Source organism: Candidatus Palauibacter sp. (assembly GCF_965208055.1).
Lineage (GTDB): Bacteria > Gemmatimonadota > Gemmatimonadetes > Palauibacterales > Palauibacteraceae > Palauibacter.
Window position 1 is genome coordinate 2090318 of the sequence record NZ_CBDBNY010000004.1, and the last position, 20103, is coordinate 2110420.

Consider the following 20103-nt stretch of genomic DNA (forward strand, 5'->3'; position numbering starts at 1 on the left):
AGCGTCAGCCGGGTTCGGTCATCGCGCGGAAGTCCAGGATGCGGTCGAGTTCGGCGGGATCGACCAGTCCCTGCTCCAGTACGAGTTCCTTCAGCGTGCGGTCTTCCGCGAGGCTGAGCTTGGCGAGTGCGGCCGCCTTGTCGTACCCGATGACGGGCGCGAGCGCCGTGGCGAGCGCCGCGGTGGATTCCGCGTTCCGAAGACAGCGCTCCTCGTTCGCCGTGATCCCCCGGACGCAGCGTTCGGCGAACTCGACGCTCACCGTGGAGAGAATCCGGACGCTCTGAAGCAGGTTGTGGGCCATCACGGGGATCATGACGTTGAGTTCGAGGTTCCCCGACTGCCCGCCCACGACGATCGCGGCGTCGTTGCCGATGACCTGCGCACAGACCTGAAGCACCGATTCCGCCATCACCGGGTTGACCTTGCCCGGCATGATGGACGAGCCCGGCTGCACCGCGGGAAGGTTGATTTCGCCCAGGCCCGTGCGCGGACCGGATGACAGCCAGCGCAGATCGTTCGCGACCTTGGTCAGGCTCACCGCGACGGTCCGCAGCGCCCCGCTCGCCTCGACCACCGCGTCGCGCGCCGACTGCGCCTCGAAGTGGTTCGACGCCTCCACGCACGCGACGGCGAGGATCTCGCTCAGCGCGGCCGACATCCGCGCGCCGAAGTCGGCTGGCGTGTTGATGCCGGTCCCCACCGCCGTCCCTCCGATGGCGAGTTCCGCGAGCGCGGGACGGACGGCCTCGACGCGCCGGATCCCGTGCCTCAACTGGCTGGCGTAGCCGCCGAACTCCTGTCCCAGGCGGACGGGCGTCGCGTCCTGCAGGTGCGTGCGCCCCGCCTTCGCGATGTGGTCGAATTCCTCCGCCTTCTCCGCGAGCGCCGCGCGCAGCCGTTCCAGCGCGGGCAGAAGTTCGCGCTCGATCGCGACCAGTCCCGAGACGTGGGTGGCGGTGGGGATCACGTCGTTCGACGACTGCCCCAGATTGACGTGATCGTTGGGGTGGACGGGGCTTCGCGAACCCACGACGCCGCCCAGAAGCTGGATGGCGCGGTTCGCGATGACCTCGTTCGCGTTCATGTTCGTCGACGTGCCGGACCCGGTCTGGAAGATGTCCAGCACGAAATGGGAATCCAGCTCCCCGCTCATGGCCTCCCCGGCCGCCCGCTCGATCGCCTCGCCGAGTTCGGGGTCGAGGAGTCCCAGGTCCCGGTTCACGCGGGAAGCCGCCAGCTTGATCGCGCCGAGCGCCTCGATGAAGCGGCGGCCGAAGCGGAGGTCGGAGATGGGGAAGTTCTGGCGGGCCCGCTCCGTCTGCGCTCCGTAGAGCCGGTCGGCGGGGATCGCCATCTCCCCCATGGAGTCCCTCTCTATGCGATGATCCATGCGTGGTTGTCCGTGACTAAAACTCGATGAGGTCGCCGATGCGGATGCCGTTGGCGTCGAACCACCCCTGGTTCATCTCCAGCGCATACATGGCGGGCGCGGCCGAGTCGTGGGTTTCCGTCGTCTGCGGCTCCATCTGCTGGATGTCGACGATGCGGCCTTCGCGATCGATGTACGCGATATCGAGCGGTATGAGCGTGTCCTTCATCCAGAACCCGAGGGTGCGCTGTTCGGGGTAGACGAACAGCATCCCCTGGTTCTCTTCGAGCGACTCCCGATACATGAGTCCGCGCTGACGTTCGTCGGCGTCATCGGCGATCTCGACCTGGATCTCGATCCCGCCCACCCGCAGCGGGACGAGTTCCGCGGCCTGGGCGACGGCGCCCGTGCCCGTCTCGACGGCTTGGCCGCCGTCCGCCACGTCGGGGTCGCGAACGCCCGCGTCCACTGTACCGCACGCCGGCAAAACGGCCGCGAGGGCCACCAACATCAGCCCGAATCCGGGCTCTCTCCATCGTTCTCTCAGCCGTTCTCTCAGCATGTCAGATCGTCGTCATCCGGGTCGACTCCGTTGCGGCCTCCGCTCTCACAGGGAAAACTAGCAGGCGAGGTTGGGGTATGGAACGAGGTGGCGGGGCCGACGGGCGGAGGACCACGGGTAAGGGGGGCGGCATGATTCTTCCGGATGTCAGAGCTTCCTTCGGCCGGGACGATGCGGCCCGGCTCGTCTACCTGCTTGCTCACGAGGGCGAGGACCGGACCCGCCTCGAGACGCTGGTCTCGGAGCGGGGGATCGACGCGCTGCTCGATCACCCGAAGGCGCCCGGCGCGCTCGCCGCCGAACCGGGGCTTTCGGCGCTCCCGCTGGCGCTCTTCTCCTACGTGTCGCTGCGCCACAGCCTGCTCGAGGGCGGCGTCGAGTCCCGTCTCATGGCCGACTACGTGACCTCGATCTTCCTCCACTTCGCCAGGGAGGCGCGGGCACACCGGATCGCCGAATACGACGACTGCGAGTACCACTATCTCGTCGACCTGGTGGCGGAGATCGCGGAATCGGACGGTCGTCGCGGCTTTCTGCTCAGCGCTCATCTCGGCAACTTCGCGCTCTGGCTGTCGGGCCTCTTCCCGGACTGGATCTGCACGCGGGAGCGACGGAGAGCGGGCCCCGACCTCGGCTACTACGAGGCGATGGGCCAGACCGGCTTCTCGCTGGCCGCCGACGCCCCCTTCGCCCGCCGCCAACGACTCGATGGCTGTTATCGCGACGCCGCGAAGACCTTCACCGCCCTCCGCGTCGCGCTGAACCGCTTTTCGGACCGATTCCTCACGCCCCGGCCGGCCTCCCCCGTCGACCGCCTGTTGAGGCAGGTCGTGGACGACTTCGAGGCGCAGCGGTTGCAGGCGTGACGAGCGCGCTTATCTTCTCAGCGCGTTGAGAACACCATGACCACGGACACCCTCGCTCCCCGACCGCCGCTCGGCTGCGCCGCCGTGATGCTCGGCCTCTTCCGGGCCGCGCTGCAGGAGCATCATCTGCCTGTCACCCATCAGCGGGAAGCGATATCCCGCGTGCTGTTCGAGTCGGGACAGCGACTCTCCGCGGACGAGGTCGTCGAACGCCTGCGGGGCGACGGCGAACGCGCGGGGAAGGCGACGGTCTATCGGACCCTGAGCCTCCTGGTTCGCGTCGGTCTCGCAACGGAGCACGACTTCGACGAGGGGTTCAAGCGATACGAGGCGAAGGTGGGCCGCGCGCAGCAGGACCACCTGATCTGCACGGCGTGCGGAGACGTGGTCCGCTTCCAGCGCGATGAACTCAACCGGCTCCAGACGGAGGTAGCCGGACAATTCGGTTTCCATGTACTGAGGCGTCAACTCAAGCTGTACGGGCTCTGCGCCCGCTGCGACGTCGAATCCGGCCAGGCGATTCGCCAGGTCAGCCAGGGGGTCCGCTGAATTCCGCTCATGATTCCGCCCATGATTCCGCTCAATCGAGACTTCTGAACCTGCTCGCCGAGCGCTCGTTCCGGCTCGGGGACTTCGTGCTCGCCTCCGGCGCCCGGAGCGACTACTACATCGACTGCCGGACGACGACCATGCACGCGCACGGGCAGGTGTTGATGGGCGAGGTCGGTCTCGCGGCCATCCGGGACGCCGGACTCCGGCCGGATGCGGTCGGCGGCCTCACGATGGGCGCGGATCCGCTGGCCTACGCGATCGCCGCCGACAGTTGGCGCGCGGGGGATCCGATCCACGCGTTTTCGGTCCGCAAGCGCGCCAAGCGGCACGGCAAGGGGCAGCGGATCGAGGGCTGCTTCGAACCCGGCGCCCGGGTCGTCGTCGTCGAGGACGTGATCACGACCGGCGGATCCGCGTTCCAGGCGGTCGAGGCGGTGAATCGGGCGCGCGGCGAGGTGCTCGGCGTACTCGGCCTCGTGGACCGCGAGGAGGGGGGAAGGGCCACGCTGGAGGAGGCGGGCCTGCGGACGATGGTACTCTATACGGCAAGCGATCTGAGGGCGGCGGTGGCCGCGGGAGAGAAATGACGTGTCCGACCAGGATTTTCTGATATTCACGGATGCCGCCTGCGAGCGGATCCGATCGTTCATCGAAGAAGACCCCGCGGAAGGCCTCGCGGTGCGCGTCAGCGTCCAGAACGCGAGCCCCATCGCGCCGGAATACGAGATGGCGCTCATCGAACCCTTCGAGCGGGAAGCGAAGGACCAGTCGTTCGACGCCCCCGGCTTCGAGGTCGTCATCGACGCCGGGAGCGCGGACATGCTTGCGGGCACCCGCATCGATTGGGTGGAGTCGCTCCAGGGCTCGGGCTTTCATTTCAACAATCCCAACATCCAGCCGCTCGGCTCCAAGCCGCTGGACGGGCCCCTCGTCGACCGTGTGCGCCGCGTCATCGACGAGCAGATCAACCCGGGGGTGGCGTCGCATGGCGGCACCGTGCGTCTCGTCGACGTCCGCGACAACGTCGTCTACGTCACGATGGGCGGCGGGTGCCAGGGCTGCGGCATGGCCTCCGTGACGCTCACGCAGGGGATCAAGCAGATGATCCGCGACGCGGCCCCCGAGATCGTCGACGTGCAGGACGTGACCGACCACGCCGCCGGCAGCAACCCCTATTACGCCTGAGTTACGCCTGAGTTACGCCTGACTACTTCTTCTTGCGCGGCTTGAGGAAGACGTGCAGCGCCGTCGCCACGATCGACATGATGAGCGCACCCCCGATCGCCGTGACGAGACCGTCGAGTTCGAACCCCGGGATCAGTGACGCGGCCAGTTGAAACATCAGGCCGTTGAGGACGAAGTAGAACAGTCCCAACGTCAGGACGGTGATCGGGAAGGTCACGAGGCGCAGCACCGGCCGCACGATCGCGTTGATGAGGCCGAGCGCGAGCGCCCCGCCGATGAGCGCCTCCGCGCTCTCGACCCGCACTCCGGTGAGGAGCCGCGCCGTCATGTACAGCGCCGCCGCGTTGACGAGCCAGCTCCGGATCAAGCCCATGAATCGCCCTCCGCGGCGGCCGCCGGCGCCGCCGTCAGAAGCCGGGCGTCATATTGAACTGCCAGATCCAGCCTTTTTCCGGGCGATCGAAGGGCCGGACGAAACTGAGTTCGGCGATCATGAGGCCGAAGAGGTTGACCCTCGTCAGCAAGCCGGCGCTCGACACCCAGTCCCGATCCTCGAAGCCGCAGTCCCCGGTCGGACAGTTGAGGGCCGTCTCGCCCGACCACGCCTTGCCCATGTCATAGAAGACGCCCACTTCGACCGGCGGTACGCCCGGGGCCCGGATCACGCCGATCCCGCCCAGGAGGGGAAGCCGCAACTCCAGGTTTCCTACCGCCACCCGGCTTCCCGTGAGGTTTTCGAACAGGGGGCACCTGAAGAGTCCGACCTGGCCGCCGGCGCCGGTGCACTCCGCGATCCCGATGGACCTGTTCCCGTAGCCGCGCACGAGAGACGGCACCCCGAGATAGAGTCGTCCGAGACGCCAGTCGTCCGAACCGCCCCCCCAGCGGCCGAAATGAAGGGCCCGGCCGGCCACCGTGAAGGGTCCGGCGCGGACGTACCGGCGGACGTCGCCCGTCACCGTCAGGAAGTCGAGGGTTCCCATCGCCGGCTCCACTTCCAGACGGTAGCGCTGTCCGGCGATCGGGCTCGTGCCGCCGAAGATGGAACTGTCGTATACGAGGGCGACGCTTCCGCTCGCCGTGTAGAGCGACTCCGGCGCACACGGATCCTGCCCGAATGACAGCGTCTCTCCATCACAGTCCCGCAGATCGGTCTCCTCCGTGCCCAGCAACTGGCCCGTGAAGGAGTCGATCCCGAACTCCTCGATCTCGCCGGAGAAGTCGATCTGACGCGCGGACGCGGAGAATTCGATCCGCGAGTTGCGGTTGAACGGATAGGCGACGATGCCGGTCAGCTCCCGGTTGATCTCGAACCAGCGGAAGTCCCGGAAGACGCTCACGGGCCGGTCCCCCACCAGGACGTGCTGCACCGACAACTGGCGCGTGACCAGCGGCACCTGCCCACCGATGAACGCCCAGTTCCAGCGGCTCGACAGGTTCTCGTAGCCGGCGAGAAGCGCCGTCCCTTGGACCACGTTCCCGAAGCTCGTGTTGACCTGCAGGATCGTCTGGAGCGTTCGGTTCCCGAGCAGGTCCGAGAAAAACAGCGCCGCGCCACCCGCGAAGAAGACCCCGAAGTCGCTCGCTCCGAAGGCGATCGTGGGCTGCGAGATGAAATCGAGGGACAGCTGCGAGCGGTACTCGTCGTCCTCGAAGGTGATCGGGTCGGCCAGGCCCAGGCGAGCGTTGGTGAGGAGTTCCGCGTGGGCGGTCGACATCCGCTCCCGGGGCGGGATGATCGAGGCGTCGACCCCCACGAGCATCTCCGGAGCGGGCTGGCCGGCCAGGACCTCCGGATCGTCGGCTACGTAGATCTCGTAGCTGAACGGCCCGCCCTTGTTGACGCTGAAGGCGACATCGCCCGTGCCGCGGGCCACCGAGATGGCCGGGCTGATGGCCGTGAGTCCGCTCACGCCGGTCCACAGATCGGTGATCAGGTAGCGCTCGCGCGTCTCGAGGTCGAGCCGGTAGAGATTCGCGATCCCGTCGTGGTCCGACACGAAGTACAGGTTCCGGCCGTCCGGGGCCCACTGCGGATTGTAGTTCCGGAACTGGTCGTCAAAGCCCGGCAGCCCCTGGATCTCACCGCTCTCCAGGTCCAGCAGCGCGATCTGGTAGGGACCCGCGACGAGCAACTCCAGGTCGGTCGTGTACCGATCCGTGGTGAACGCGAGCGACCGCCCGTCGGGCGACCAGGCGGGCTGGAGGTCCGCAAAGGGGTCCGCCGTGAGCCGCGTCAACTGCTCCGTCTCGATGTTGACGAGGTACAGATCCGTGAAGCCGGCGGAATGGCCGCTGAACGCGACGTGCGACCCATCGGGCGACCAGCTCGGCGTGAAGATCGCGCCCAACTGGAATCCCCGGAGTCGGATCTCCTTCACGATGTTCCCCGTCGCCGCCTCCATGATCGTGAGCAGGGGATCGCCGGTCTTGATGCCGGCGATCGCGAGCAGGCGGCCGTCCGGGTGCCAATCCCCCGCCGAATGGATGAACTGGAGACTCTCGAAGTGCGGGTCGACCGCATTGTTCGTCAGGCGGCGCTTGACCTCGCCCGTGCGCGCGTCCGCGAGGAACATCTCGAGGGAGAAGAGGTCGCTCTGCGAGACGTAGACCACCTCATTGCCATCCGGGCTGATCGCCGGACCGAGATTGAGCTTCCCTTCCTCGACAGGCTCGTAGATGACGCGGCGGCCGTATTCGTCCGGGGAGTTCGTCTCCTGCCGCGCATCCGCGAAATAGGTCTCGAGTTCGCTCTTCCAGCGGTCGGAGAGTTCCCCGATCGGGACTTCCAGCACGGCCTCGATCGCGGCCAGCGCGTTTCCGGTGCGCGCCGCGAGGTTGAGGATCCGGCCGATGCGGTCGTCCCCGAACGCGCCGCCGACGTAGGACCAGAAGGCGTGTCCGTAGCGGTACGGGAAGAACCGCGGGTTGCCGAGTTCCGGGATCGTCGGAAACCCGTCTTCCAGATCCAGGGCGTCACGCATCCACATCGTGGTGAACGGGTCGATGGGGCCGACGGAGAGATACTCGGCCATCCCTTCGATGAACCACAGCGGGAGCCGGATCGCGCCGGGAATATCCAGCCCGGGGCCGCCCGTCCCCTGCCCCGTCATGTCGAACTGGAAGGCGTGCACGAGTTCATGTCCGAGGAGGTGATCCGTCTCGTGCATCGAGACCATCATCGGCATGACCAGCCGTCGCTTCAGGATCTCGGTGAATCCCTGGGTGCCCTCGTCGATGAACTGTCCGGAGGTATTCGTCTGCTCGAAGTCCGGGTGGTCGGCGTAGAGGATGATCGGCTGGCGCTGGCGGAACTCGTGGTTGAGCACCCGCGAGATGCGAGCGTACCAGCGCTCGGCCTGGCGGCCGATCATCTGCGCGCCGGCCGCGCTCTCGTCGTAGTAGTAGATGTCGAAGTTCTCGGTCTTGAGCACTTCGAAGTCGAAGGACTCGTAGACGACCTTGTTCCGCCCGAAATACCGGCCGGCCTGCGCCTCCAGCGCGGCGGCGGCGGGGCCCGAGAAGACGGCGAGAGCGGCAAGCGCGACGAGCGCGTGGGTTCTCCGAAGCATACATCCTCCACCAGGAGACCACTGCGTTCGACCGTCCCGGGTTCCTGGTCCCCGGGGGGCCGTGCCGGCTCGCGGACGGCAAGCAGTCAGGGGGTGCCGAAAGTTACCCGCGGCACCGGACCTTCGCTATTCCGCTCTAGCACGACTGAAGCGCGCGCGAGGTCACGTCAACAGGGGCGCATGAACCCGCCGAGCGTTTCCAGGGCGCGGTCGGCCGCGGGCTCCTCCGCGAAGGGACCGGCCACGACGCGATACACATCCTCGTACGGCTCGATCGAGGCTTCGAACCCCGCCCGCGCGACCTCGTCCCGTTTCGCCTCGGCGCTTCGACGCTCCCGAAAGGAGGCGACCTGGACGACGACGCAGTCGCCGAGCGCCGAGACCGCGTTCGGCGGCCCGATGACGGTAATCCGTACGCGCGCCGTGCCGGGGCCGATCATTCCGAGCTCCCTCGCCGCCGCCCGGGATACATCCAGGATGCGGCCGCGCACGAAGGGGCCGCGATCGGTCACCGCGAGTTCGATGGAGCGGCCGTTGTCGAGGTTGTCCACGCGGATCGGGGTCCCGAACGGGATCGTCTGGTGGGCGGCCGATATGCCGTCCATGTCGTAGGTGCCCCCGGCCGCCGTGTTCCGGCCGTGAAACGGTTCGCCGTACCACGAGGCGATGCCGGTCTCCGCCCAGCCGATGGCGTAAAGCGGGGGGTCGTCGGACGGCGTGGTCGCGAGCGGCGCGGACCACACGCAGGCTTGCCCGGAGAGCGCGATGGCAAGCGCCACGCCGAACGCGGCCCTTCGCCGGTTCAGAGCGCCCCCCGCTCCCAGGGCCCCCAGATCGCGAACGTCTGGCCGAGATGCCCGGGACCCATCGAGATCGTGTCTCCCTGCAGGTTGACGAACAGCGTCCGGCCATCGGGACTAAAGCAGGCACCGGCGAACTCGCGGACGTTCAGGAGGTTCCGGGCGAAGGGGAAGATCTCCCCCGCAGGCGACAGCCCCCGGAGGTGCGTCGTGCCGGAGTTGTCTTCGCAGATGAGGATCCCGTCCCGGGGGCTCACCGTGAGGTTGTCCGGACCGGAGAGCACGTCCTCCGACGACGACTCGAAGACGAGCGCGAGCGCCTCCTCTTCCGGCACGTACCGCCAGACCTGGCCCAGCTGCGCGTCGCCCCCGTTCGTCGCGTGAAAGTAGATGCTCCGGTCCGCGTGCCAGCAGCCCTCGAGCCGGGAGAACCGGGCCCCGCCGGCCTCGAACCCTTCCGCCCACACCGTGGTCGCGCTGCGCTCGGCCTCGGGGGGATCGGGGTTCTCGATCGGCACCCATTCGACTTCGCGCCAGGCGCCCGGCTGCTGGCCGGTGCGGAGATCCACCTGCGGCGCCCCCCGCACGGCGAGCATCTCCAGAACGCCCCCATCCCGGAGAACGCGGGGAGTGTGGGGGCGAAAGCGATAGAACCCCGAGCGACGATTGTAGTCTTCCGTCTCGTAGACGAACCCCGTCTCGGGGTCCACCGCGATGGCCTCATGCGTGAACCGTCCCATGGCCCGTAACGGCTCGGCGCGGACCGCTTCGTCCGCATCGGCGGGGACCTCGAACACGTACCCGTGCGGCACCGTCCAGCCGCGCCCCGGTCCGAAGGTCGTTTCCTCGCACGTCAGCCAACTGCGCCACGGAGTCGTCCCCCCCGCGCAGTTGATCATCGTCCCCCCGGCGCTCACGAAGTCCCGCACGAGAACCGCACGCCCATCCGCCTCGATCCGGACCTCCAGCGTCGTCGTGCCGCCGCCCGCCAGGGGATCGTACGCCAAGTCGGGGGACACCAGCGGAACCGCGACGCCGGGAGGGTCCTGATCCTCGTGGTTTCGCACCAGGCGGACGACATCGTCGTTCACCGGGAAGAGTCCCATTCCGTCATGGGCGCGGGGCGTGGGGCGGCCGTCCGACATCGGGCGGCCCTCCACGCTGAGGACGGCGTAGGAAAACCCCTCGGGGAGGGCGAGTTCCGGGCCCGCCGGGCTCAGGGGGCCGTATCCGGCGGCTCCGCGGGCGGTCCGGCGCGTGGACGCGGCTGTGGGTCCGGCGCACGCCGCGAGACCCGAGAGCGAAGGCGCGAGCGCCGCGGTCCCCGCCCAGCGGCCGGCGCGACGCACGAAATCCCTTCGGTCGATCTTGTTCAGCGGCTCCTCCGTAAGGCTTCGGGCGGCACCCGCGGCATGTTGCGGGGTACGGGAAAGACCGGGGTTGCCGGTTTCCTGGCCGAGCCCCGGACTAAACGCGAACCGGACCGGGAGTATCCTAAAAGGTCGGTGGGTCGCTCGCACCGCGACCTCCATCGGCATCGGTACGGCACCGTGGGCATGATGGGCATGGTGGGCATCGTGCCGGCAGCGCGTGCCAGGGCCGAGAGAGCCATCGAAGAGGAGAGAGATCGACATGCGGCACCCGTTCGTGCGCCTTCAGGGACCTGTCCTGTTTCTGGTCGTCGCGAACTCCGCGGCGGCCCAGTCGTTCGTCGACTTCTGTCCCGGCGGGGACGAAGCGACGCAAGCGGCGGTCGTGGGCTATGTGACGGATCCTGAAGCGGAGACGATCGTCCCCGGTGCGACCGTGGCGGCGAGTTGGGTGCAGGAGGACGCCCGCCAGCGGATCGAAGTACAGACGGACATTCAGGGTCTCTATGCGCTTTGCGGACTGCCCCGGGACACGGAAGTCGTGCTGCGGGCGCTTCTCGGAGACCGGCGCGGTGAAGCCGTCCCCTATACCACGTCCGCCACGCTGGCCCAGTCGGATCTCTTCATTTCGCTTACCGGGGAGCCCGAGACGAGAGAGGAGGTCGGATCGCTGGCGGCCGGCGGCGGCAGGGGGCAGGCGTTCAGTTCGGAGGTCATCCGCGCGGAGGATCTCCTTCATCTGCCGGAGATGAGCGTGTACGAGCTTCTTCGCCGGCACCAACTCCTCAGATTCGACCGGGTGAGCACGCTGGGCGAGGTCATCCTCCTCACGTCCGCCACATCGAGCCTCCGCGCGGGCCGTCTGCAGTCCGTCCAGGTGAGGATCAACGAGCGGCGGGAGGTGGACGGCGTCGCGGCGATCCGCGACCTGTCGATCGATGAGATCGGCCGCATCGAGATCCTGACGCGTACCGAGGCGTCCGCGCGCTACGGCGGAGACGGTTTCGTCGGAGCGATCGTGATCACGACGCGAGGCCGCTAGGAGTCGACATGCCGCACTCGTTTGCGCGCCTTGCGGCGCCCGCGCTGATGCTCGTGGTCGCGAACTCCGCGGCCGCCCAGTCCTTCGCCGACTTCTGTCCCGTCGGGGATCCGGAGACGGAAGCCGCCGTCGTAGGCTACGTGACGGATCCGGAGGCGGAGACGATCGTGCCCGGCGCGACCGTTGCGGCCAGCTGGGTGCAGTTCGACGCCCGTCAACGGGTCGAAGCCGAGGTCGGCATGGACGGCCTCTACGCCATCTGCGGGTTGCCGCGGGACATGGAGATCGCGTTGCGGGCCGTCTTCGGCGGATGGCGAGGTGAAGCCGTCCCGTACACCACGGCCGTCACCCTGGCCCAGCAGGATCTCCTGCTCTCCCTGACCGTGGAACCCGAACGGAGGGAAGAGGTCGGGTCCCTCGCCGCGGGGGGCAGCCGGACCCGGATTCTGGGCTCTCAAGTCATCCGCGCCGAGGACCTCGTGGACCTCCCCGAGATGAGCGTGTACGAGCTGCTGCGCCAACACTCGCTGCTGAGGTTCGACCGGATGAGCACGCTCGGCGAGGTTATCCTCCTCACGTCGGTGACATTGAGTTCGTGGAGATCCTTCCGGGAGCAGGCGGTGGAAGTACGCATCGACGAGAGGCGCGAAGGCGATGGCGTCAACGCGATCCGCGAGCTGTCGATCGACGAGGTGAGCCGGATCGAGATCCTGACGCGTACGGAAGCCTCCGCGCGCTACGGGGGCGACGGTTACGTCGGCGCCCTCGTGATCACGACGCGCGACCGTTAACCGCCCCGGCCCCGTTCAGGGGACGAGCCTCACGAGGTTCGCCCAGGTCGTGCGCTCGATTTCGTCCACCGCCGCGGCGCGCTCCTCGATTCCGGCCCCCAGCCGGGCCAGCAGATCGATCTGTCCCCGTGTGGGCGGGCCATCGCCCATCGAGGCGAATCCCATCAGCCGCGCCAGCTTGCTGTCGATGGCGGTGGGGTTCGCGATCAGATCCTGCCCCGCGCGGGCTCGGTACTGCACGAGCCGCTCCTCGACCGGATAGAGTTCGCCGTTCAGTTCCGCGAGCGCGGCGCGCAGCGCATCTCCGCTTCCGCCGCGCTCCACGACCCGCTCGGCCTGGGCGCGCAGGTCGCGGATCCTCGCGACGAGCTCCATGGTTTCCGTCAAGCGATCTCTCGCCTCCAACAGGAACTCGAACTGCGCGCGGAGTTCCTCATCCGTCACGTCGACGCGCGGGTCGCGGACGACCGCGAAGGGCTGCGAGAGGGTCCGCTCGCCCAGATCCAGCTCGACGGTGTAGTCGCCGGGCGGCACGCGAGGACCCTGCGCGCTTCCCTGGAAGACGGCGTCGTCGAGCACCTCCGCGGGCCGCACGCGCAGGTTCCATACGAAGGTGTGCGCCCCGGCTTCGGCCGAGAGCGCCGCGCCCCCGCCGCCCAGGCCAAAGAAGTCCATCCCCGCCGGCGCCGCGGCCGTTTCGCTCGAGAACTCCCGGATCAGCGCCGCGCCCTCCCAGATGCGCAGCGTGACCCCGCCCGGCACGGTCTCGGGCAGGTAGTAGGGGATGACGACGCCGTCCGGCGGATTCGCGCCCGCCGGGTCGCCCGCGCCCGGCCGACCCATGGCCGAGAACAGGGCGGCAGGCGAGGCGCCGGGGTTGAAGCGCGTCGTGGTCGGCGGACGGAAGAGCCTCGGCTCGCTCGCCGCTTCCCCGGCCGCGAACTGATGGAGCAGATCCACGTTGTCCAGCACCCAGAACGAGCGCCCGTGCGTGGCCGCCGCGAGGTCGCCGTCGCGGAGCACGAGGTCGTGGATGGGGACGACCGGGAGGTTGAGGCTCAGCGGCTGCCACGAGTCCCCCGCGTCGAACGAGACGTAGACCGTGCGTTCGGTGCCGGCGTACAGGAGCCCGGCCCGCCCCGGATCCTCCCGGATGACGCGCGTGAAGTCGTTGTCCGGGATCCCCGCCACGATCCGCGTCCACGTCTCCCCGTAGTCGGTGGTCCGGTACAGGTACGGGGCGTGGTCGGAGAGCTTGTAGCGCGTCGCGGCGACATATGCCGTTGCAGGATCGTGAAGCGACGGCTCGAGGATGGAGATCAACGCAAACTCGGGCAGATCCGGGATCGTCACGTCCTCCCAGTTTGCGCCGCCGTCGCGCGATACGTGGATGTATCCGTCGTCCGACCCCGCCCACAGGAGCCCCGGCTCGAGCGGCGATTCGGCGAACGCGAAGATCGTGGCGTACCACTCGGGACCGTACGCCTCCCGCGTGATCGGCCCCCAGTATTCTCCCGTTTCCTCATCCTCGTACGCGGGCGTCGGCTCCAGCGTCCGCGGGTCGGCGCGCGTGAGGTCGGGGCTGATGACCTCCCAGCCGTGACCCTCGTCCGTCGTCCGATGGACGTGCTGCGAGGTGACGTAGAGGACGTCCGGATCGTGAGGCGAGGTCATCACGGGGTAGGTCCACCAGAACCGGTAGTTGATGTCGGCCGAGCCCCAGCCGTAGTGCGTCTCCGGGTTCGGGGAGATGTCCCGCACCTGCCGGTTGCGGTGGTCGTACCGGTACACCCAGTGGTGATCTCCCGCGTAGACGATGTTGGGGTCCTCGGTGTTCACCGCGATGTAGCCGTCTTCACCCCCGCCCACGGTGTACCAGTCCTCGATGCTGATGCGGCCGAAATCCGAGCGGACGGGGACGGAGATCGACGTGTTGTCCTGCTGAGAGGCGTAGAGCCGGTAGGGCGTCTGGTTGTCGGCGGTCACATGGTACATCTGCGCCGTCGCCTGATTGAGCAGACTCGACCACGAGAGGCCGCCGTCGAAGCTCACCGCGGCGCCGCCATCGCTGCCGTTGACCATCCGCCGGGGATTCGCGGGATCGATCCACAGGTCGTGGTGATCCGGGTGCGGCGTGAACACACGCTCGAAGGTTTCGCCGCCGTCCGTCGATTTCCAGAGGAAGACGTTGAGGACGAAGACGGTGTTCTCATCGCCGGGGTCGGCGACGATGTGGTGGTAGTACCAGGGGCGCTGGAGGAGGTTGGCGTCCTCGTTCACGCGGGTCCACGTCGCTCCCGCGTCATCGGAGCGGAAGATCCCCTTCACCCCGCGCGCCGCGTCGATGATCGCCCACAGGCGATCGGAGTTCCGTGGCGAGACGGCGATGCCGATCCGTCCCTTGAGACCGGACGGGAGACCGGGGTTGTCGGTCAGTTCGGTCCAGGTGTCGCCGCCGTCCGTGCTCTTGAAGAGTCCGGTGCCGGGGCCCGCGCTGCGGAAACCCCAGGGGAAGCGCCTCAGTTCCAGGAGCGACGCGTACAGGATGTCGGGATTCGCGGGGTCGAGAACGAGGTCGATCGCCCCCGAGTTCTCGTCCCGGTACAGGACCTTCTCCCACGTCGCGCCGCCATCGCGGGTCCGGTAGACGCCGCGTGCCGCGCTCGCGCCCCACGCGTCGCCGAGCGCGGCCACCCAGGCGATGTCGGGGTTCTCCGGATGTACGCGCACCCGGGCGATCTGGAGCGTCTCGGCGAGCCCGAGGCGCCGCCAGCTCGCTCCCCCGTCGTCGGAGCGATAGACGCCGTCGCCGTGCGAGGCGTTGCCGCGGATGCAGGTCTCGCCCATGCCGACGTAGACGATGTCGGGGTGGGAGCGGCTGACCTCGACGGCCCCGACGGAGCCCGTGCCGAAGTAGCCGTCGGAGACGTTGCGCCAGTTCGCCCCGCCGTCCTCCGTCTTCCAGACGCCGCCGCCCGCGCCGCCCTGGTAGAAGACGAGATCGTCCGTGGCGTGGCCGGCCACGCCGAGCACGCGGCCACCGCGCGTGGGTCCGATCGAGCGCCATTCGAGGAGATCGAGCCATCCATCGTTGACGGGCTGGGCGTGTGCGCCCGCCGACGCGGAAGTACCGAGCAGCGCCAACGCGAGGAGGGTCCGTACGATTCGGGTCACCGGTCGGGCGAAGGGAGATTCTGCCACGGGTTGCCGTATCCTTCGGGAGTCGTCCATTACAGCCGAACCCCGAATCTTGCGCTCCGCCCACGCGCCGTACAGCGTGGGAGGGTGGTGGGCGTCCGATGTGACCCGATGTGACCCGGAGCCGGTTCGGATCGTCTGTCATGAAGAAGCTGCGCCACGGACGCGCGCAGAGGCCGACGAAACCGGGGAATCGGAGCTCGATGCTTCAGAGAACGAGGGTCAGGCCAAACAACGTGACGAACTCTGTTTCCGGGCGCCCCTCGAGCCGGCGCCCATCAGTGCGCGGGCGCGTTGCGATCTCGCTGGGCGTGTCGGCGCTCGTGCACGTGGCCCTTCTCGCCTGGGTCGCCGTGACGATCCCGGAGAGTCCCCACGCCGCCGCCGGTTTCGACCGCTCCGGATCCACCGCGGAGCGACCGCCGAAACGGACCATCGAAGTCGTGCGGATCCAGCCCCCGGGCGCGTTGCCCTCGGGCGGAGCGGCGGGTTCGGCGGAAGGCGGCGGCGGACAGGGCGCGGCCCCTGCGGCGGCAGTGCCCGTGCGACTCCCCTCGGTCTCCGTGCCGCTGGCGGGGGGCTCGAACGCCGGGCTTCCGGCCTTCGCGGCGGCTCCCGCATCGCCGTTGGCGCTCCCCGCGCTGGCGCTGGCGCCGGAGCAGCCCGCCGCGTCGACGCCGAATCGGGGCATCCTCCGGCGCCGGCCCGAAGCCGGGGCGTTCCCGGGTCTGGGAGAACGTACCGGCAGCGGCTCCGGTCGGGGATTCGGCGGAGGAGGCGTCACCATCACGGGCATCGGGACGGATTGCATCATCCCGGGACGTACCGGCGTCGGAGGCCGCATCGGATTCGGGCTGCCGCTTTCGGGGCCGAGGGGGGGCGTCGGCGGTGTCGGCAGTGTTGGAGGCGGCTGGCCCCGACGCTAGGTCCTAGGTTGGCGCTCAGCGCGAGCGCGTGTGAACGTGCGGGATGACCAGGACGCTACTCCTCGCCGGCGCCGCGACGATCTCCGCCGCCGCGCCTTTCGTCGCCGAGGCGCAGTCGAGCCCGCCGGGCCGGGTACCCCCGGACACGCTCGCGCCCGAGGTCCGCGAAGAGAGGGATGCGTCCGTGGAGACCCTCTCGCGAGCGGACATTATCGAGGCCGGACAGGCCGAACTCGCCGCCGCCCTCAACGAACTCCTGCCATCCGCCTACTTCCCGCGCCGGCAGGTCGCGGACCTCACGTCGGGCGTTCGGCCGTTCGGGCTGCGCGGGCTATCGCCGGACCACACGCTCGTCCTCCTGAACGGGAAACGCCGCCACGCCACCGCGGTCGTGCACACGCCGGGCGGCGGCGCTTTTCCGGGCGCGAGCGGCGTGGACATGAACGCCTTCCCGCTTCACGCGATCGACCGCCTGGAGGTCGTACGCGACGGGGGCGCGACGCGGCACGGCTCCGACGCGATCGCGGGAGTCATCGACCTGCGTCTCCGAAACACGGTCTCCGCGCCCGAGTTCATCGCCTCCGTCGGCCATCACTTTCCGGACGAATGGGACGACGACGGGCTGCGCTACGACTTCTCCGGAAACTGGGGACTCGGGATCGGCCGCGCGGCTGTCCTCAACCTCACGGGCGCGTTCAGCCAGCGGGAACCCACGAACCGCGCGGGCGCCGACGGCCGCGATCAAGTCCTCCCGGGGGACGCGGATTTCGTCGACGGAGGTGTCGTCATCCGCAAACACAACGAGGTGGCGCAGCCGAACCACCTGTGGGGCGACGGCGAGTCCTCCAACTTCATGCTGTTCGCCAACTTCGAACTCCCCCTTTCGGCGCGCGCCGGCCCCGGCGCTGAACTCTATGCGTTCGGCGGCTACAGCCGGCGCCGGGAACGGAACGCGGGCTTCTTCGTGCGTTCGATGGACGACCGCAACTGGCCGGGGATCCATCCGCTCGGCTTTCTTCCGCGCTTCGACTCCGACACGCGGGACGTTTCTCTCGTCACGGGCTTGCGGCGCGTCGGGGACGGTCGGCCGGGGGCCGGGTCCGGGACCGGTTCGCGGTATCGCTCCGAGCCCGGCTTCGAGGGGGGCTGGAACTGGGACCTGAACGCCCAGTACGGCTCGAATCGACTCGACAACGACCTCTTCGACACGCTCAACCCGTCGCTCGGGCCCTGCCTCGAGTCGGCGTGCGCCCCCGGCGCGGACGGGGTACTCGGGACGGCGGACGATCCGGGGATTCCGAACCGGACCCGGTTCTCGACGGGCTCGCTCGAGAACCGCCAGTTCCTCGCGAATGCGGACGTGTGGCGCCGGATCGAGACGGGACTCGGCGCGGGGCCGGTGAGCCTCGGCCTCGGGGCGACGTTCCGTCTCGACGGCTACCGGATTCTGGCGGGGGAACACGCGTCGAGGATCGACGGTTTTCACCCGACCCAGAGCGGTGGCGTCGCGGCCGCGGGCTCCCAGCGCTTCACCGGCTTCCGGCCGGAGGAGAGCGGAAGCTGGCGCCGCTCGAGTTTCAGCCTCCACGGTGAAGTCGACGCGCCGCTTGCGAGTCAGCTCCTGATCTCCGCGGCGGGACGCTACGAACGCTTCGGAGACGTCGGCGGCATCCTGAACGGGAAGCTCGCGCTGCGCGTGGCTCTCTCCCGGATCGCCGTCTTCCGTGCGAGCGTGTCCACGGGATTCCGGCCGCCCGCGTTGAGCCAGTCCCACTACGGACACGTCGCGGCGGGGCGGCGCGAAGATCCGGACGAGCCGGGCGCCAGCCTCGGGTTCGAGGCGGGCACGTTTCCGGTGGAGGCTCCGGCAGCCCGGGCCGTCGGCGCGTCGCCTCTCCGGGGGGAGAGGTCGCGTTCCGTCAGCGCGGGGTTTGCGCTTGCGCCGACGGACGACCTGCACGTCTCGGTCGACGGTTATGCGACGGACGTCGACGACGCCATTCTCCTGTCCAACCCATTGGTCCGCGGCGTGAGCGGCCTCGTCGATCTTCTGCTGGCGGATCTTGCGGTGGAGTCCGTTCGTTTCTTCTCGAACGCGATCGACCTGCGGTCCTACGGCATCGATGCGGGGGCCACATGGCGACCGCGGGTCGGGAACGCGTCACACCTCGAGTTCAGCGCGTCGGCGCACTGGGGGCAGGTCCGCGGCCGCTGCCCCGACGACGACATTGCCGCCTGCGTGAAGGAGAACGAAGCGCTGCGGGACGAATCGTACCGGATCTACGACGGGTTCGACGTCTTCTTTCTCGAGGAGGGACGCCCGGACTGGCGGGGCGTGTTCCGGACGAAGTTCACGAGCGGAGCGTTCGAGTTCGGCCTCGGGGCGAACTATTTCGGGGCGCAGGAGGAACTGCGCGCGCTCGGCGTCGGCGAACACCCCCACAGAATCCGACGCCACGACCCGAAAGTCCTCTTCGATGCGGGAGTCCACGTCGACCTGACGGGACGGTGGCGCTTCTCGGTCGGTGGCGAGAACCTCTTCGATTCCTTCCCGACGCGGGTGGACACGTTCGGAGGGATTTTCCCCTACCGCTCGTTCTCGGCGATGGGGTTCAACGGCCGCTACCTCTACGCCCGCCTGCAGGTCTCCTAGCCGCCTGGCCAGGGGGGGCCCTGTTCGGCCGGTACACGGCCCATGCCCATGTAGACGAACTTCTGGATCCGCTTCCCGTCGTACGTCTCGGTCGTGTAGACGTTGCCCTGCGAGTCGGTGGCGATGCTGTGGACGCCGATGAACTGGCCCGGCTGCCGGCCCCCGTCGCCGAAGCTGGTCAGCACCTCGAGCGAGGCCCGGTCCACGACGTAGACTCTGTGGTTCGACCCATCGGCGACGTACATGTAGCGCTGGTCGGGATCGCGTGAGAAGGCGATGTCCCAGGTCGAGCCGGCGCCGAGTGTGCGCGGCGCAATCATCACCTCATCCACGTACGTCCCATCCGTCTGGAAGATCTGGATCCGGTCGCCGGCGCGGTCGCAGACGTAGATCAGACCGTCCAGCGAGGGGTCGGCGCAGTGGACGGGCGTGCGGAACTGCCGGAGGGGCGGCGCATCGGGATCGTAGGGCGGCGGGGGCGTGTCGTCCGGCGCGTTGCCGTAGGCGCCCCAGTACCGCTTGAACGCGCCCGTCGACGCGTCGAGCACCGCCACGCGGCGGCCGCCATAGCCATCCGCGACGTAGGCTTCGTTGGCCTCCGCGTCGAAGGCGACCTTCGCCACCCGGTTGAAGCGCGTCTCGCTGTGGCTGTCCGGATCGAGCCCCAATTGCGGCTGGCCGTATGAAGCGAGGAACTCGCCGTCGCGCGAGAACTTGAGGATGTGCGAATCGCTCGCTCCGTTGCCGCCGATCCACACGTTGTCCATGTGGTCGATGGTGATGCCGTGGTTCGATTCGGGCCACACGTAGCCGTCGGACGGGCCTCCCCACGAGTTCACGAGGTTGCCCTCCGGATCGAACTCGAGCACCTCGGGCGCGGCGCGGCAGCACTCGCTCGTCGGCGGATCGGCTTCCGCTCCCAACTCCGTACCCGGGTTGATCGAAGCCCGGCGATGGATGATGAACACGTGGTCGCGCGAGTCCACGCCGACGCCGATCGTGGAGCCCAGCAGCCAGTGTTCGGGCAGCGGTTTGGGCCAGAACGGGTCCACCTCGAACCTCGGCGCCTCGACGCCGGCCCCGTCTCCCGCGTCGGCCGAACCCGCGTCGGCCGAGGACGCGTCGTCGATGGCGGCCTGACCGCAGGCGAGGGCGATGAGGACTCCCGCGAACGCAACGCAGGACAGCAGGTTTCGGCGCTTCGCGTTCATGCT

At 68.7% G+C, this 20103-nt stretch carries 16 protein-coding genes; 8 read left to right on the plus strand and 8 right to left on the minus strand.

Going from position 1 to position 20103, the window contains the following annotated elements; genetic code table 11:
• Positions 1-4: 4 nt before the first annotated feature.
• On the minus strand, positions 5-1393 hold the full coding sequence (locus tag ACOGXI_RS09215; protein WP_419938567.1) for a class II fumarate hydratase: 1389 nt from the start codon (positions 1391-1393) through the stop codon (positions 5-7).
• Between the two features lie 16 nt (positions 1394-1409).
• Positions 1410-1883: a DUF192 domain-containing protein gene (locus ACOGXI_RS09220; protein WP_419938568.1), complete on the minus strand. Its 474-nt coding sequence runs from the start codon at positions 1881-1883 to the stop codon at positions 1410-1412.
• A 182-nt stretch (positions 1884-2065) separates the two neighbouring features.
• Here ACOGXI_RS09220 and ACOGXI_RS09225 point away from each other — a divergent pair, with 182 nt between their 5' ends.
• The 4 genes from ACOGXI_RS09225 to ACOGXI_RS09240 are packed head-to-tail and all read left to right on the plus strand — an operon-like array spanning position 2066 to position 4537.
• A complete protein-coding gene (locus ACOGXI_RS09225) occupies positions 2066-2800 on the plus strand; it encodes a hypothetical protein (RefSeq protein ID WP_419938569.1) in 735 nt (244 codons plus the stop codon).
• Positions 2801-2836: 36 nt separating this feature from the next.
• Positions 2837-3349, plus strand: coding sequence for a Fur family transcriptional regulator (locus ACOGXI_RS09230; protein WP_419938570.1), 513 nt, complete (start codon positions 2837-2839; stop codon positions 3347-3349).
• 50 nt (positions 3350-3399) lie between these two features.
• Complete coding sequence (gene pyrE, locus ACOGXI_RS09235; RefSeq protein ID WP_419940183.1) at positions 3400-3939, plus strand: orotate phosphoribosyltransferase; 540 nt, start codon at positions 3400-3402, stop codon at positions 3937-3939.
• A 1-nt stretch (position 3940) separates the two neighbouring features.
• Positions 3941-4537: an iron-sulfur cluster assembly accessory protein gene (locus ACOGXI_RS09240; RefSeq protein WP_419938571.1), complete on the plus strand. Its 597-nt coding sequence runs from the start codon at positions 3941-3943 to the stop codon at positions 4535-4537.
• A 22-nt stretch (positions 4538-4559) separates the two neighbouring features.
• Here ACOGXI_RS09240 and ACOGXI_RS09245 read toward each other — a convergent pair whose 3' ends face one another.
• From ACOGXI_RS09245 to ACOGXI_RS09260, 4 genes are all read right to left on the minus strand, one after another.
• A complete protein-coding gene (locus tag ACOGXI_RS09245) occupies positions 4560-4910 on the minus strand; it encodes a phage holin family protein (RefSeq protein WP_419938572.1) in 351 nt (116 codons plus the stop codon).
• A 34-nt stretch (positions 4911-4944) separates the two neighbouring features.
• Complete coding sequence (locus ACOGXI_RS09250; RefSeq protein ID WP_419938573.1) at positions 4945-8109, minus strand: BamA/TamA family outer membrane protein; 3165 nt, start codon at positions 8107-8109, stop codon at positions 4945-4947.
• 167 nt (positions 8110-8276) lie between these two features.
• Entirely contained in the window at positions 8277-8888 is a 612-nt protein-coding gene (locus tag ACOGXI_RS09255) for a septal ring lytic transglycosylase RlpA family protein (protein ID WP_419938574.1), read from the minus strand.
• Positions 8889-8911: 23 nt separating this feature from the next.
• Entirely contained in the window at positions 8912-10258 is a 1347-nt protein-coding gene (locus tag ACOGXI_RS09260) for an alkaline phosphatase PhoX (protein ID WP_419938575.1), read from the minus strand.
• A 283-nt stretch (positions 10259-10541) separates the two neighbouring features.
• On the opposite strand from ACOGXI_RS09260, the gene ACOGXI_RS09265 reads away from it, so the two are divergent.
• Positions 10542-11321: a TonB-dependent receptor gene (locus ACOGXI_RS09265; protein ID WP_419938576.1), complete on the plus strand. Its 780-nt coding sequence runs from the start codon at positions 10542-10544 to the stop codon at positions 11319-11321.
• An 8-nt stretch (positions 11322-11329) separates the two neighbouring features.
• A complete protein-coding gene (locus ACOGXI_RS09270; protein WP_419938577.1) occupies positions 11330-12112 on the plus strand; it encodes a TonB-dependent receptor in 783 nt (260 codons plus the stop codon).
• A 15-nt stretch (positions 12113-12127) separates the two neighbouring features.
• Here the strand turns inward: ACOGXI_RS09270 and ACOGXI_RS09275 are convergent, their stop codons facing one another.
• The gene (locus tag ACOGXI_RS09275) at positions 12128-15313 is read right to left on the minus strand and encodes a WD40/YVTN/BNR-like repeat-containing protein (protein ID WP_419938578.1); all 3186 of its coding nucleotides are present in this window, start codon (positions 15311-15313) and stop codon (positions 12128-12130) included.
• 278 nt (positions 15314-15591) lie between these two features.
• Here ACOGXI_RS09275 and ACOGXI_RS09280 point away from each other — a divergent pair, with 278 nt between their 5' ends.
• Entirely contained in the window at positions 15592-16236 is a 645-nt protein-coding gene (locus ACOGXI_RS09280) for a hypothetical protein (RefSeq protein WP_419938579.1), read from the plus strand.
• Between the two features lie 43 nt (positions 16237-16279).
• Positions 16280-18889, plus strand: a complete 2610-nt coding sequence (locus ACOGXI_RS09285; RefSeq protein ID WP_419938580.1) for a TonB-dependent receptor plug domain-containing protein — start codon at positions 16280-16282, stop codon at positions 18887-18889.
• Here ACOGXI_RS09285 and ACOGXI_RS09290 read toward each other — a convergent pair.
• Positions 18886-20100 (minus strand): hypothetical protein, encoded by a 1215-nt coding sequence (locus ACOGXI_RS09290; protein WP_419938581.1) that lies wholly within the window; start codon positions 20098-20100, stop codon positions 18886-18888. The genes ACOGXI_RS09285 and ACOGXI_RS09290 overlap by 4 nt on opposite strands.
• Between the last annotated feature and the right edge of the window lie 3 nt (positions 20101-20103).

Excerpts from the sequence above, each read along its gene's own strand:
- ACOGXI_RS09215 (WP_419938567.1), bottom strand. The coding sequence starts at position 1,393 with ATGGATCATCGCATAGAGAGGGACTCCATGGGGGAGATGGCGATCCCC.
- ACOGXI_RS09220 (WP_419938568.1), bottom strand. The coding sequence starts at position 1,883 with ATGTTGGTGGCCCTCGCGGCCGTTTTGCCGGCGTGCGGTACAGTGGAC.
- ACOGXI_RS09225 (WP_419938569.1), top strand. The coding sequence starts at position 2,066 with ATGATTCTTCCGGATGTCAGAGCTTCCTTCGGCCGGGACGATGCGGCC.
- ACOGXI_RS09230 (WP_419938570.1), top strand. The coding sequence starts at position 2,837 with ATGACCACGGACACCCTCGCTCCCCGACCGCCGCTCGGCTGCGCCGCC.
- ACOGXI_RS09245 (WP_419938572.1), bottom strand. The coding sequence starts at position 4,910 with ATGGGCTTGATCCGGAGCTGGCTCGTCAACGCGGCGGCGCTGTACATG.
- ACOGXI_RS09250 (WP_419938573.1), bottom strand. The coding sequence starts at position 8,109 with ATGCTTCGGAGAACCCACGCGCTCGTCGCGCTTGCCGCTCTCGCCGTC.
- ACOGXI_RS09265 (WP_419938576.1), top strand. The coding sequence starts at position 10,542 with ATGCGGCACCCGTTCGTGCGCCTTCAGGGACCTGTCCTGTTTCTGGTC.
- ACOGXI_RS09270 (WP_419938577.1), top strand. The coding sequence starts at position 11,330 with ATGCCGCACTCGTTTGCGCGCCTTGCGGCGCCCGCGCTGATGCTCGTG.
- ACOGXI_RS09285 (WP_419938580.1), top strand. The coding sequence starts at position 16,280 with ATGACCAGGACGCTACTCCTCGCCGGCGCCGCGACGATCTCCGCCGCC.
- ACOGXI_RS09290 (WP_419938581.1), bottom strand. The coding sequence starts at position 20,100 with ATGAACGCGAAGCGCCGAAACCTGCTGTCCTGCGTTGCGTTCGCGGGA.